Genomic DNA, 13,273 nt, shown 5'->3' on the forward strand with positions numbered 1-13,273 from the left:
GGACGGAACGCACACCCCGAGACCGCCCGGCCACGGGCGGCCCTGCGCACGCCCCGCACGGGAGCGGCCCTGCGCGCGCCCCGCACGGGAGCGGCCCTGCGTATGCCCCGCACGGGAGCGGCCCTGCGTACGCCCCGCACGGGAGCGGCCCTGCGCGCGTCGTGGCTCGGGGCGGCCCTGCGCCCGCCCCGACTTCCGGCCGCCCTCCGTACGTCCCGACTGCCGAAGGCGCTGCGCGTGTCCCGACTGCCGGCAGCGCTGCGCTTCCCCCGCCGGGGAGCGGCCCTGAGCCCGCCCCTACCGCGGGCCGTACCCCCGGCGGTGTCCGGCTCCGCCGCGGGCTACCTCCAGGACGACGCGGCACCCCCCGCGACCCTCCGCCTCCAGCTCAACGCCCTCCAGGCACTCTCCCGCCAGACCATCGCCGTCCGCCTCACGATGCTCGCCATCGGCACGCCCTTCGCCATGGCCCACACCTCCGACGGCACCCCCACCCACGCCGTGCTCGTCGTCGCAGCCCTCGGCATCACCATCGCGTACGCCATGCTCCGGGACTGGGACCGCTTCGCGCCCCGCCTCCTCGCCCACCCCTCCCTGATGGCGCTGGACCTCCTCCTCGGCGCGGTCCTCCTCCTCACCGCCTCCCCGGTCTCGCCCCTCGCCTACGCCACGGTCTGCACCCCGCTCCTGGCCGGCCTCCTCTACGGCTGGCGCGGCGCCGGCCTCTTCACCGGCCTCCAGCTGGCCGTCCTGCTGACCGTGCACCGCGCCTGGGAGCACAGCCCGGGAGCGGGCGCGGGCACCCTCCTCATCGCCGGTTTCTGCGTCGCGGCCGGCATCATCGGCGTGACCCTGCGCAATCTGATGTTCCGCTTCGGTACGGCTACGCAGGCCCTCGCGGAGGCCACGTCCCGGCTCGCCGTGGCGGATGCCGTCGAGTCGGAACGCGCCCGCCTGGCCCGCGAACTGCACGACTCCGTGACCAAGACCCTGCACGGCCTGGCGCTCGCCGCGGACGCGCTGGCGACCTCCGCGGACCGCCCCGCGCCAGACCCTGCCGTACTGCGCCGGCAGGCGACCCTCGTGGCCGCGGCGGCCCGCCGAGCCGCCGCCGAGTCCCGCGACCTCCTCACGGACCTGCGCCGCCACACGGACCTGACGACAACGACATCCCCGGAGGACCTGAAGACCCAACTGACGGAGAGGACAGAGACCTTCACGACCCGCACCACCCTCCCCACGCACCTCACCCATACGGGCCCGGAACCCCCGCCCCTCCCCGCCGGTACGACGCACCACCTCCTCGCGATCGTCACCGAAGCCCTGGAGAACGCGCACCGGCACGCGCGCGCGACGAGAGCGGACGTCGCCCTGACAGTCACCGCGACCGCCCTGCGCCTCACGATCAAGGACGACGGAGTGGGCCTCCCGCCCGCACACGCCCTGGCCGAGGCATCCGATTCCGGCCACTTCGGTCTCGTGGGCATGAGAGAACGAGCCGAACAGCTGGGAGCGGACCTCCACATCACCCCCGGCCCACCGGGCACGGCCGTGACCCTGACCCTCCCGCTGCGCGAGCCCCTCTCGGACACGCCCCGCCCCCCTCGACCCCCTCACCAGGAGTCCGCCCATGCATGACCGGGACCAGGAACTCCCCACCGAGCCCCGCCTGCGCGTACTGGTCGCCGACGACAACCCGGTCGTCCGCGCCGGCCTCGCCGCGCTCCTCGGCGCCCACCCGGACATCGAGGTGGTGGCCCAGGCGACCAACGGCGAGGAGGCGGTACGCGACGCACGGCTGCACCGCCCCGACGTCGTCCTCCTCGACGTCCGCATGCCCGGCACGGACGGCCTCACGGCACTCCCCGAACTGGCCGCGCTGGCACCGGTGATGATGCTGACGTACAGCACGGAACCGGAGGTGGTGGCGGAAGCCGTCCGCCGCGGCGCGTCCGGCTACCTGGTCCACGGCGACTTCACGGCGGCGGAACTGATGCGGGCGGTAAAGCAGTTGCGGGAGGGCCGCCCGACGGTCTCCGCGTCCGTCGCCACGACGGTCGCGGATGTCTCAACTTCCCTCGGCGTTTCCTCCAAACCTTCACACGAAAGTCCCGACCAGCCTTCGCAGCTGCAACCGTATGTGTCACAGTCGTCGGGGATCCGCTCCGCGCACGCGGAGCGATCGGAGGCGCCGCGGCACCGTCGCGCCCCCACCCCGCACGATCCGCCGTCATTCGGCCTGAGCGCAAGGGAGGTGGAGGTGATGGACCTCATCGCGTCCGGCATGAACAACCGTCAGATCGCCGCCGCCTGCTTCATCAGCGAGAAGACGGTCAAGAACCACATCAACCGCATCTTCGCGAAACTGCACACCACGACGCGCAGCGAAGCGATCGCCCACTGGCTCGGCACGGCCCCCGGGGGGTGGACGCGATGACCCCGTCCATCAGCCCAAGTTGGGCCCCTGGGCCCACCCCCCGTACGGACTCTTTCACGTACGGTGATCCGATAGACGTCCCCGTCGCGCGGGAGGGCAACCGCCATGAGCATCAAGCACCGCTTCACCACATGGAAAACCACGGTCACGTCCCGCATGCGAGGCAAGAACCGCGACGCGGGCGCGGGCTTCGTGGAGTACGCCGGCATCATGATCATCGTCGCGGGGATCTTCGTGATGATCGACGGGTTGGGGCTGGACGGGTTGATCTCGGGGGCGATCCTCTCGGCCGTGACCAACGTCATCGGCGGCTGAGCGGCTGGCGGTCCCGGTTCGACGACCGAGGGTCGACCCTTCCCATCTACATCTGGCTGACGGCGATTCTGCTCTTCGTCGCGTTGGCCTTCTTCGTGTTCGCACAAGCCGCGTCCGCCCGCAGTGGCGCTCAGTCCGCGGCGGACGCTGCGGCGTTGGCGGCAGCACAGCAGGCGCGTGAAGATCTGCTGCTGGACCTCGGGGGTGCCATCGAAGCGGGTGACGACGCCTGGTTGGACTGGCTCGATCCTCCCGGTGGCCTGCCTGCTGACGGCGCGACGGCCGCCGCCCAGGAACTGGCCGCCGCCAACGACTCGACGGTACTGGGCGGAGCCCAACCCACTGAGGTGGGTGGCTTCCCGGGCTTCCAGGTCGAGGTCCGGACGAACTACACCGTCGGCGACTCGATCATCCCGGGCACCGAGAGCCTGCCGGCCACGGCCCAGGCGACCGCGGTCGTCCAACCCCGCTGCGATGTCGGCCTGGACGCTGAACCCGCGAAGCCGGTGACCTTGGACTGTGACGGTGAGCCGGTAGACATCGACCCCGACAATTTTGATCCGGACGACCTTCCCGACCCGTCCGTGATGTTCTCTGTGCGTCTGGCCGAGTGAGAGGAAGCTGTGTCCATGAAGTTCCGGTACACCACAAGGGGCCGCGCGGCTCTGACCGCGGTGACGATCGCCACCGGGCTGGTCCTCACGGTGGCCGGCTGCGGCGGGGGAGGGGACGACGACAAGCCGTCGAAGGCGGACTCGTCGGCGAAGCCGTCCAAGGACAGCGAGAACGAGGCCGGAGAGGAATCCGATGCTCCTGCCGAACCGTCCGTGCTGGCCGAGGTCAAGGCCGGCGGCCTGACGCTCAAGGTCACCTCGGCCGCTCGTGACAGCGGTGGCTTCGTCACGGTGGAGGGAACCGTGACGAACGGCACCGGCAAGCCGTGGGTCGGTGCGGAGTGGCGGGGTGACGAAAGCGAACTGGTCAAAAACGGCGGCTCCATCGCGGGCGCCAACCTCGTCGACCCGAACGGGAAGAAGAAGTACCTCGTTCTGCGTGACACCGAAGGGCGGTGTCTGTGCACGAGGTTCACCGGCGGTGTCCAGACCGGTGCGACCACGGACTGGTTCGCCCAATTCCCCGCACCCCCCCAAGACACCACCTCCGTTGACTTCCAAGTCGGCTCCATGCCCCCCGCCACCATCGAGCTCTCCGAGGGCGAGTGACCATGGCCGCTCTCACCCCACGGGTCACCGCCGCCCTCGCGGTCGTGGTCGCGCTCGCCCTCGCCACCCCGGTGGCCCGCGCCGATGACGACCCCAGTGAGCCCCCGGGCTCCGTCACCACCTCCCCGCCCCCGGAGGTCGACGCGAACAGTCCGGGGCTGAAGCTGGCCGCGGGGGCGACGCTCGCGCCCGCCAAGGTGCTGGACATCAAGTCGGTCGTGGAGGACCTCGGCGGCGAGGAGCGCCGCGAGGACACCAACGAGAACGTGACCTTCGCGCTCCAGGCGGAGGTCCTCTTCCCGAAGGACAGCGCGAAACTGAACCCGCAGGCCCGCTCCCGCATCGAGGCGATCGCGGCGGAGATCAAGGCGCAGAGCGCCACCAAGGTCCGCGTGTTCGGCTTCACCGACGACCTGGGCTCGTACGCCCACGGCCTGACCCTCTCCAAGAAGCGCGCGGAGGCCGTCCACGACATCCTGGCCGGCGACCTCGACGGTGACGTCACCTTCGAGGTGCGCGGCTACAGCGAGGACTACCCCATCGCCGACAACTCCTCGGAGGAGGGCCGCAAGAAGAACCGCCGCGTGGAGGTCTCCTTCCCGAGGACCGCGTCGGGTACCGGCGGCGAACAGAGCTGACCGGCGATCGGCTGGGACAAGACGGCACGGTCGCTCAGGCACCCACGACACGGACCCTGTCGCCACACAGCTTGTTCATGTCGTCCGCGTTTGATGTGACGATGATGCGGGGCCCGGCGTAGCCCAGAGCCGTGGCGGCGACGGAGTCGATCGCGTGCTTGTGCCCGTGGAGGTTCGCGTTCCGGAGCAGGTCGATGGCGCGCCAGGTGATCGCATCACTGACAGGCAACACCTCCAGGCGGGACGTGTGCCAGCGGAGGCGGTCCATGCGCACTTCGGCGTGCCATGCCTCGATCAACGTGAGGTTGCTCAGGGCTACCGGGGTGTCCTTGGCCTGGGCCGTACGGATCAGCCCGGTGACCCGCGGATCGTTGGCCATGAACTTGCTCAGCCCCTCGCTGTCGAGGAGCAGGACACCGTGACTCAACCGGCCTTGCGATCGGGCCATGCCGCGCCCTCGTCCCCCTCGGTCGCCTCAGCCCGACGCTCGTCGGCTGCCAGGGCCTCCGCCTCCTGGAAGATCTCCGCAGCCCAGTCCAGGACCTCGGGGGAAGGGCGGCCGATCTCGTCCTCCTTGGCCTGGAGGAGTTCCTCCAGCAGATCGCGCTGAATCTGCCGCTCCACGGCCGCGCTCACATAGGCGGAGAAGCCGCGCGCACCCACGCGGGCCTTGACTGCCGCGACGCGCCCTGCGGGCATGGACACGCTGACCTTCTGCGCATGCCCCTCATCCTTGCGGTACTGCTCCGGAGTCTCCATGACGCCAGGCCATCAGTGTGGTGTCAAACGAAGTAGCAAACCGCTCGGAACCGTGATGAGGTTCTTCTGCTCCGGAGTGGGGTCCGGCTTCGGCTCCGGCGGATACGCCACGAAGGCGCCCTTGGCGGGCACGGTGACGACAAGGCCGCGTTCACGCAGTTCGCGGGTCGTGCGGCGGGCTGTCGGGTGCGCGACCCCGTATTCCGCGGCGAGATCACGCTCACCGGGCAGGCGAGCGCAGGGCCGCAGGTCACCTCTGCTGATGTGCCGGCAACGCCGGACCCTCCACCCCGCGACGCCATATCCGTGCGGCCGGCCCTTCCCCGCGTCATGCTCGTCCCAGGTCGACACCCGAGAAGCGTGAGGGAATCCATACATGCGAAAGATCGTCCTGATGATGTCCGTGTCCCTCGACGGCTACATGGAGGGCCCGAACCGGGAATTGGACTGGCATCTCGTCGACGAGGAGCTGCACACCCACTTCAACGACGTCCTCAGGGACATGGGTGCCTTCCTGGACGGCCGGGTCTCCTACGAGCTGATGGCCGACTACTGGCCGACCGCCGACCGGGACCCCGACGCGCCCGCCCCCGTCGCGGACTTCGCCCGGATCTGGCGGGAGAAGCCGAAGCTCGTGTTCTCGCGGACGCTGCACCGTGCCGAGTGGCACACCACGATCGTCCGGGACGTCGTCGTGGACGACATCATGGCGTTGAAGGCGCAGGAGGGCGGCGACCTCGCCCTCGGCGGCGCCACCCTCGCCGCCGAGTTCATGCGGCACGACCTGATCGACGAGTACTGGCTCTACGTCCACCCGGTCATCCTCGGCCGGGGCAGGCCGCTGTTCTCCCAGGCGGAGGAGATGCCGAAGACCGACCTGCGCCTGATCGAGACCCGCACCTTCGGCAACGGAGTCGTCCTGCTCCGCCACGCAAGGAACTAACCCGCGCTCCCGCCCGACCGCTCCCCGTCGTCCACGAGTGCCTCCTGGTCGTGCGGCTCCTCGTCCCCGTACGGCCTGCCCTGCGAGAACGCCCGCAGTGACCCCACCACCGTGTTGGTGACGGCGACCAGCGGCACCGCGACCACCGCGCCGCCGATGCCCGCGATCATCCCGCCCGCGGCGACCGCGAGGACGACGGCGAGCGGGTGGACGCGTACGGCGCGTCCGAGGATGAACGGCTGGAGGATGTGGCCCTCGATCTGCTGGACCGCGAGGACCACCACGAGGGTCATCACGGCGGTGAAGACGCCCTGCGTCACCAGCGCCACGACCACGGCGAGGGCGCCCGAGACGACCGCGCCGACCAGGGGGATGAAGGCGAACAGGAAGATGAACACGGCGAGCGGGACGGCCATCGGCACGTCGAGGAAGTAGATGCCGAGGCCGATGAAGATGGCGTCGATCAGGGCCACTATCACCGTGCCGCGCACATACGCGGTCAATGTCCGCCAGGCGCGCGGCCCGGCCGCGGAGACTCCGGGGCGGGCCGCCGCCGGCACCAGCTTCAGCGACCACTGCCAGATCCGCCTGCCGTCGTAGAGCAGGAACAGCGTGGAGAAGATCGTCAGGAGGATGCCGGTGAGTGCCTCGACGATGACGGTCACGCCCTCCAGGCCCGCCGAGGTGATCGTGTCCGTGTTGTCGCTGATGGCGTCGCGGAGGTTCTGGGCGATGTCGTTGATCTGGTTCTCGGTGACATGGAACGGGCTGTCGAGCAGCCAGCGCCGCAACTCGTCGATGCCGTCCTGCACCTGGTCGGAGAGGTCGTCGATGTTCTCCACGACCTGCCAGGTGACGAACCAGCCGATGAGCCCCATGATGACGAAACCGAGGGCGGCGGTCAGGGCCGTGGCGAGGCCGCGCGGTACGCGGTGCCGGGTCAGCCGGGCCACCGTCGGCTGGAGCAGCGCCGTGATGAGCAGCGCGCTGGTGAAGGACAGCACCAGGAGCTGGACGGAGCTGATGATCCGCATCAGCACCCAGACGGTGCCCGCCAGGACGAGCAGCCGCCACCCGGCCTCGGCCGCGACCCGCATGCCCCACGGCACCGCGGACGCGGGGTCGGGGCGCGTGCGCAGCACTGCGGTGGGCGCGTCGGCCGGACCGCCGCCGGGGGAACCCCCCGATCCCGCCGCAGATTTCTGGAGGGCGTCGCCTCCGGACGGACGGGAGGAACCCTCGGTGGACCCGGGGCCCGATGCGGCCCCCGCGCCCGAGGAGGCTCCCGAGTCCGATGAGAAGCCGGAGCCCGCTGCCGACCCCGAAGCCCTAGACGACCCGAAGGACCCGGCAGGACCGACAGGCCCGGAAGACCCCGAGGACACGGACTCGGACTCGATCTCCGCGCGGCGGCGCTCCAACCGCTCGCCCCACCTGCTCAGGCCGGAGCCCATCCGGCCGAGCCACCCTGGCACCCGCGACTTCATGCGTCCACTTCCCCCGTCGCCCCTGCTGTCCACCACTCGTCCCGGAGGGCGCGATTCCTCCCCGGGGTTTCGACCGTACAGGGCGGAAGCCCCCCACCGAAGAACGGTGGGGGGCTTCCGGAGGCCGAGCGGCCGACGAGGCCCCGCCGACGAAGATCGCGGCTGGTCATCGACGGTGCGGCGGGCCTAGTACCAGTTGTTGGCCTGCCAGAAGGACCACGCTTCGCAGGGGCTGCCGTAGCGCGATTCCATGTAGTTGAGACCCCACTTGATCTGGGTGGCCGGGTTGGTCTGCCAGTCCGAACCGGCGGACGACATCTTGGAACCGGGGAGGGCCTGGAAGAGACCGTAGGCACCCGAGGAGGGGTTCACGGCCTTGTAGTTCCAGCTGGACTCGTGGTTCACGATGTTGCTGAAGCAGGTCCACTGGTCGCTCGCCACGACTGCCTTCGCCATCGCCTGGATCTCGGCGATGGAGTAGGAGCTCTGCGCCGGGGTGCTGCCGAGGGAGCTGGCCGCCTGGGCCTTCGTCTCGGCTTCTTCCTTCGCCTTGCGCTCCTGCTCGGCCTTCTCCGCCTGCTTCTGCTTCGCGATCGCGTCCTCGGCCGCCTTCTTGCGGGCGGTCTCCTCGGCGTCCTTGCGGGCGGTCGCGTCGGCGGCGATGGCCTGGGCGTCGGCCTGTGCAGTCAGGGATGCGGTCTGGACCTGGGCCTGCTGGCCTACGGGTATGTCAGCGAGCAACGTGGTGTCGTTCGCGACCGCCTCGGCGTCGTCCGTGGTCTGGGCGGTGCTGCCCGAGGCAACTCCGACGACACTTCCGACTGCGGTGACCGCGGTGGCCGAGGCCACTGCGAATCCCCGGACCGAAATCCGGCTCACACGGTTTCCTTCCAGCATCGCCCACCTCGGTGACCCTGGCGGACGCAATCGTGCCCCTGACGCTGGCCTCCCAACTGCGGGGTCACGGAGGCGCGGGCCCGGTGGGCAACTCCCTTGCGGGGAGCGCCGCGTGGTGCTCGGGCGGCATACGACGACGCTATGGAGTTGACCGTGGTGTTGCCGTGGTTCCGTACCGCTGGGGGTACGGCTGTGTCGTATGCGGGGCCTGACAGAAGTGAGACTTTGCCGTAACCCGGCGCCGCAAGGCAATTCGTAGATGCGTGTGAAAGCTCACACCTGGTTCGGCCCCGGGGATTCCCGGAAACCCTCACATGCCGAGGCGCCGCCCGGCTAGGCTCATCGCCTTTGCCGGACGGCGCCAAGAGGTCCATCGGTGACCGGAGTTGACCAAAAATGGTCAGATCGTCCGGAACCGGCAGAACCGTTAAATCTGCCCGTCCTCCAGCATTTCGGTCACCAGGGCCGCGATCTGGGAGCGTTCGGACCGCGTCAGCGTGACGTGAGCGAAGAGCGGGTGGCCCTTCAGCTTCTCCACCACGGCGACGACGCCGTCGTAGCGGCCGACGCGCAGATTGTCGCGCTGTGCCACGTCATGGGTCAGAACCACCCGTGAGTTCGCCCCGATCCGGGACAGAACGGTCAGCAGGACGTTCCGCTCCAGCGACTGGGCCTCGTCCACGATGACGAACGCGTCGTGGAGCGAACGGCCGCGGATGTGCGTGAGCGGAAGGACCTCCAGCATGCCGCGCGCGGTGACCTCCTCGATGACCTCGCGGGAGGTCACCGCGGAGAGCGTGTCGAAGACCGCCTGCGCCCAGGGGCTCATCTTCTCGGCCTCGCTGCCGGGGAGATAGCCGAGTTCCTGTCCGCCCACCGCGTACAGCGGTCGGAAGACCATCACCTTCTGGTGCTGGCGCCGTTCGAGCACGGCCTCCAGGCCCGCGCAGAGCGCGAGCGCGGACTTGCCGGTGCCGGCCCGGCCGCCCATCGACACGATCCCGACGTCCGGGTCGAGCAGCAGGTCCAGCGCGATGCGCTGCTCGGCGCTGCGGCCGTGGATGCCGAAGGCCTCCCGGTCGCCGCGGACGAGGCGGATGTTGCCGTCCGCCGTCACCCGGCCGAGCGCCTTCCCGCGCTCGGACTGGATCGTCAGACCCGTGTGGACGGGCAGGCCGCTGACCTCGGGGACGTAGACCGTCCCCTCCTCGAAGAGGATGTCCACCTGGTCGCCCGGCAGGGTCACCTCGGACATCCCGGTCCAGCCGGAGGCGTCCGTGATGGCGAGTTCCGCGCGGTACTCCTCGGCGAGGAGGCCCACGGAGGACGCCTTGATCCTGAGGGGCAGGTCCTTCGACACGACGGTCACGTCGTAGCCCTCGGCCTGCAGGTTGCGGGCGACCGCCAGGATCCGGGAGTCGTTGTCCCCCAGGCGGTAGCCGGTCGGCAGGATGCTGGGGTCCGAGTGGTTGAGCTCGACGCGTACGGTCCCGCCGAGGTCCCCGATCGGGATGGGGGCGTCGAGGCGGCCGTGCCGGACCCGGAACTCGTCGAGCAGACGCAGGGCCTGCCGGGCGAAGTAGCCGAGTTCGGGATGGTGCCTCTTCGCCTCCAGCTCCGTCACCACGACGATCGGAAGCACGACCTCGTGCTCGTCGAAGCGGCTCAGAGCGTTCGGGTCGGCCAGCAGGACGCTGGTGTCGAGGACGTAGGTGCGCCGGTCTGGCTTGTGGCGCTTTGTGCTGGTCACCACGGAAGGACGTACCCCCTCGGATGAGGTCGGGGAGCGACGGGATGGAACCCAGGGTGGGCAGGGCGGGAACAACCGGCCGGTCGACGGCGCCGTTGCACGGGCCGGTGACCGGCCCTCCGCTGCTTCGTCCGTGCTGTGACCGCACGATCGGGCTGGTGCAAAGGGCCTCCCGGGCGGACGGCCCCGAGCCGCCCGCTGAGAACCGACACCCGTGGTTCGGGTGTCGACCTGACTGGCTTATTCCCTCGAACATGCGCGGCCATGCCACGCCGTACGACGGCGCCCCGGTGAACTCCTCGTTACTTCTGCCGCGAAGGGGGCGGCAGACACCTCATCGGTAACGCAGGGGAAATGCGGAGGTTCAGCCTCCGTAGCGCCGGTGTCGCACCGCGTAGTCGCGCAGCGCGCGCAGGAAGTCCACCTTCCGGAAGGCCGGCCAGAAGACGTCGCAGAAGTAGTACTCGGAGTGCGCGGTCTGCCAGAGCATGAATCCGGACAACCGCTGCTCGCCGCTCGTACGGATCACCAGGTCGGGGTCGGGCTGGTCCCCGGTGTACAGATGGCGGCCGATCATGTCGACGTCGACGCTCTCGGCCAGCTCCTCCATCGAGGTGCCCTTCTCCTGGGCGTCGAGGAGCATGGACCGTACGGCGTCGGCGATCTCCTGGCGGCCGCCGTACCCGATGGCGACGTTGACCAGTATCCCGTCGACGTGCGCGGTGGCCTCCTCGGACTCCTTGAGGGCCGTCTGGAGCTGCCCGGGGAGCTGGTCGAGGGTGCCCACGTGGTGCACCCGCCAGCGGCCGTCGGCGGCGAGGGAGCGCACGACGTCCTCGATGATGCCGAAGAGCGGGACCAGTTCCTCCTGGGGGCGGCCGAAGTTGTCGGTGGAGAACAGCCAGAGGGTGACGACCTTCACGTCCGTCTCGGTGCACCAGCCGAGGAACTCCTCGATCTTGTCGGCCCCGGCCCGGTGCCCCTGCGCCGTGGTGGACCCCGCGGCCTTCGCCCAGCGCCGGTTGCCGTCCATGATGACGCCGATGTGCTTGGGCACCTGGGCGTGGTCGAGGTGCCCCTCGACCCTGCGTGCGTAGACCTTGACCAGCAGGCCGCGCAGTGTGTCGCGCAGGTTCACGTGAAGCCCCTCCGGTGTCGCTGCCGTCCCCTTGGTTGGCAGAGCCTACCGGTGCTGGAGGCCAAGTCCGCCAAGGGGTGTTCGGGGCTGCGGGCCCCTCGGGGGCCCTTCGGAGGGCTTTCCGGAGGCCCTCCGGGATCCGTCCCGGACACCCGCCCGCACGCCCGCCCGGCCTGCTCGCCCGGCCCCCTCGCCCGGACCGCGGAGAGGTGTCCGCGGACGGGCAGAAAAAACGGGCCGGTCCGTGGGGGGGAGACGGACCGGCCCGAGGGGGGGTTTCCACCATAACCCTTCGTGAGTGATGCTGCGTGCATCGGCGTGCCACAACTACTCTGCGGAGTCGGACGACAGCGCGAGGGTGAGTGCGGAAGCAGGCATTCAGGGTGCGATCAAGGGGTTATCGCGGCCGGATCGCGACCGATTCCAAGGGGAAGAGCGGGAATCCTGGTGGATTCATGAGGTTCGCGCATGCTTGTGCGACTCTCGGGGGGAGACGGTGGAGCGCGCTCGTGTGGGTGAAGCGGCGCCGGAACGCCCGCTTGACGGACGGCGGCCACCGCGACCGGCGCGGCCACCGGTTCGCGGCACCGCGCAGCCCCCTCCACTGCGCGGTGCCGCCCGCGCAGCTTTGCTCACGCGAATTACCTTGGTCTGAACCTACGTGAGAGGGGTTGTGCGAGCCAAGTCGCGGCCGATAACGATGCGGACACCAAGGCGAGGGCGGTCGGCCGACGGGGCACCCCCTCGGGCTGCGGCGTGCGCCCCCTCACCCGGACGGCTCACGCGGACCGACCTCGAAGTGCCCTTGCCCGCCACCGCAGTTGGCGAAAGGGAAGATCGTCGGCCGGCTACCCCCGTCCCTGACCGGCTACGGCCGCGTCGGCTTGCGCGCCTCGAAGAGGTGGCGGGCGCTGTGAGCGACGAAACATCCCTCGCGCTCGATCCGCTCGTGGAGCGAGCGCAGCCGGGGCAGATACGCGTCGACGGTGAAGCCGGGCACCATCCAGACGACCTTCTTCAGGAAGTGCACGACGGCGGCGATGTCGTAGAACTCCATCCGGAGCCGCTCGGCCCGCAGATCCACGACCTCCAGCCCCGCCGCCTCCGCGTCGGCGCGCTCACGCTCGGGGTCCCGGCCGGCGCGGACCTCGTCCGGCAGAGGGCCGGTGAAGTGCTCGACGAGCTCGAAGGCGCTGGCGGGCCCCACGTGCTGGGCGAAGTAGATGCCGCCGGGCCCGAGCACCCGGGCGATCTCCGTCCAGTGCGCCCGGACCGGGTGCCGGCTGGTGACCAGGTCGAAGGCCCCGTCCGCGAAGGGCAGGGGCGCGTCCTCGGGGCTCGCCACGACCACCGCCCCGCGCGGATGCAGCAGGGCGGTGGCCTTGGCGACGTTCGGCGGCCACCCCTCGGTGGCGACGGTCAGCCGGGGCAGCCGCGGGGCGGAGTCCAGCACCTCCCCGCCCCCGGTCTGGATGTCCAGCGCGGCCGACGCCCGCCCCAGCCGCTCCGCCATCCCCCGCGCGTACCCCCAGGAGGGCCGGGCCTCACTGGCCCGCCCCTCGAACCACGAGAAGTCCCACCCCTCGGTCGGCACGGCATCGCCCTCGGCGACCAGCTCGTCGAACGTGGGGGAGGGAGCGGAGGGGCGACCAGTCATGGGCAGGGATTCTGCCGAGCACGTGCCCG

At 70.3% G+C, this 13,273-nt stretch carries 15 protein-coding genes; 7 read left to right on the forward strand and 8 right to left on the reverse strand.

The annotated features are described in order from the left end of the window. Positions 1 to 102 precede the first annotated feature (102 nt). From GSY65_RS24030 to GSY65_RS24055, 6 genes are all read left to right on the forward strand, one after another. Entirely contained in the window at positions 103 to 1,638 is a 1,536-nt protein-coding gene (locus tag GSY65_RS24030) for a sensor histidine kinase (RefSeq protein ID WP_159772350.1), read from the forward strand. Further along, positions 1,631 to 2,437, forward strand: a complete 807-nt coding sequence (locus tag GSY65_RS24035) for a response regulator transcription factor (RefSeq protein WP_159772353.1) — start codon at positions 1,631 to 1,633, stop codon at positions 2,435 to 2,437. The genes GSY65_RS24030 and GSY65_RS24035 overlap by 8 nt, the downstream gene beginning before the upstream one ends. Positions 2,438 to 2,542: 105 nt before the next feature. After that, the gene (locus tag GSY65_RS24040) at positions 2,543 to 2,752 is read left to right on the forward strand and encodes a hypothetical protein (RefSeq protein ID WP_159772356.1); all 210 of its coding nucleotides are present in this window, start codon (positions 2,543 to 2,545) and stop codon (positions 2,750 to 2,752) included. Positions 2,753 to 2,796: 44 nt separating this feature from the next. Further along, positions 2,797 to 3,366 carry a pilus assembly protein TadG-related protein gene (locus GSY65_RS24045; protein WP_159776337.1) on the forward strand — a complete coding sequence of 190 codons (570 nt, stop codon included), beginning with the start codon at positions 2,797 to 2,799 and terminating at the stop codon, positions 3,364 to 3,366. Positions 3,367 to 3,381: 15 nt separating this feature from the next. Continuing rightward, on the forward strand, positions 3,382 to 3,975 hold the full coding sequence (locus GSY65_RS24050) for a hypothetical protein (protein ID WP_159772359.1): 594 nt from the start codon (positions 3,382 to 3,384) through the stop codon (positions 3,973 to 3,975). Between the two features lie 2 nt (positions 3,976 to 3,977). Continuing rightward, complete coding sequence (locus GSY65_RS24055) at positions 3,978 to 4,613, forward strand: OmpA family protein (protein ID WP_201452646.1); 636 nt, start codon at positions 3,978 to 3,980, stop codon at positions 4,611 to 4,613. 34 nt (positions 4,614 to 4,647) lie between these two features. Here the strand turns inward: GSY65_RS24055 and GSY65_RS24060 are convergent, their stop codons facing one another. The 3 genes from GSY65_RS24060 to GSY65_RS24070 form a co-directional block, all read right to left on the reverse strand. Beyond that, positions 4,648 to 5,061, reverse strand: coding sequence for a DNA-binding protein (locus tag GSY65_RS24060; RefSeq protein WP_159772365.1), 414 nt, complete (start codon positions 5,059 to 5,061; stop codon positions 4,648 to 4,650). Continuing rightward, the gene (locus GSY65_RS24065) at positions 5,037 to 5,312 is read right to left on the reverse strand and encodes a hypothetical protein (RefSeq protein WP_201452647.1); all 276 of its coding nucleotides are present in this window, start codon (positions 5,310 to 5,312) and stop codon (positions 5,037 to 5,039) included. Before GSY65_RS24065 ends, GSY65_RS24060 begins: the two co-directional genes overlap by 25 nt. Before the next feature lie 72 nt (positions 5,313 to 5,384). After that, positions 5,385 to 5,723: a GntR family transcriptional regulator gene (locus GSY65_RS24070; RefSeq protein WP_328707511.1), complete on the reverse strand. Its 339-nt coding sequence runs from the start codon at positions 5,721 to 5,723 to the stop codon at positions 5,385 to 5,387. 25 nt (positions 5,724 to 5,748) lie between these two features. On the opposite strand from GSY65_RS24070, the gene GSY65_RS24075 reads away from it, so the two are divergent. Then, complete coding sequence (locus tag GSY65_RS24075; protein WP_159772374.1) at positions 5,749 to 6,315, forward strand: dihydrofolate reductase family protein; 567 nt, start codon at positions 5,749 to 5,751, stop codon at positions 6,313 to 6,315. On the opposite strand, the gene GSY65_RS24080 is transcribed toward GSY65_RS24075, so the two are convergent. The 5 genes from GSY65_RS24080 to GSY65_RS24100 form a co-directional block, all read right to left on the reverse strand. Continuing rightward, the gene (locus GSY65_RS24080) at positions 6,312 to 7,802 is read right to left on the reverse strand and encodes an AI-2E family transporter (protein WP_159772376.1); all 1,491 of its coding nucleotides are present in this window, start codon (positions 7,800 to 7,802) and stop codon (positions 6,312 to 6,314) included. The genes GSY65_RS24075 and GSY65_RS24080 overlap by 4 nt on opposite strands. A gap of 186 nt (positions 7,803 to 7,988) precedes the next feature. After that, positions 7,989 to 8,699, reverse strand: a complete 711-nt coding sequence (locus GSY65_RS24085; RefSeq protein WP_201452648.1) for a transglycosylase SLT domain-containing protein — start codon at positions 8,697 to 8,699, stop codon at positions 7,989 to 7,991. A 427-nt stretch (positions 8,700 to 9,126) separates the two neighbouring features. Then, on the reverse strand, positions 9,127 to 10,452 hold the full coding sequence (locus tag GSY65_RS24090; protein ID WP_159772379.1) for a PhoH family protein: 1,326 nt from the start codon (positions 10,450 to 10,452) through the stop codon (positions 9,127 to 9,129). Positions 10,453 to 10,813: 361 nt separating this feature from the next. Next, positions 10,814 to 11,587: an isoprenyl transferase gene (locus tag GSY65_RS24095; protein ID WP_159772382.1), complete on the reverse strand. Its 774-nt coding sequence runs from the start codon at positions 11,585 to 11,587 to the stop codon at positions 10,814 to 10,816. 868 nt (positions 11,588 to 12,455) lie between these two features. Continuing rightward, complete coding sequence (locus GSY65_RS24100; protein WP_159772384.1) at positions 12,456 to 13,244, reverse strand: class I SAM-dependent methyltransferase; 789 nt, start codon at positions 13,242 to 13,244, stop codon at positions 12,456 to 12,458. Positions 13,245 to 13,273: the final 29 nt, after the last annotated feature.

Origin of the sequence: Streptomyces sp. HM190 (assembly GCF_009857135.1) — a bacterium.
GTDB lineage: Bacteria > Actinomycetota > Actinomycetes > Streptomycetales > Streptomycetaceae > Streptomyces > Streptomyces heilongjiangensis.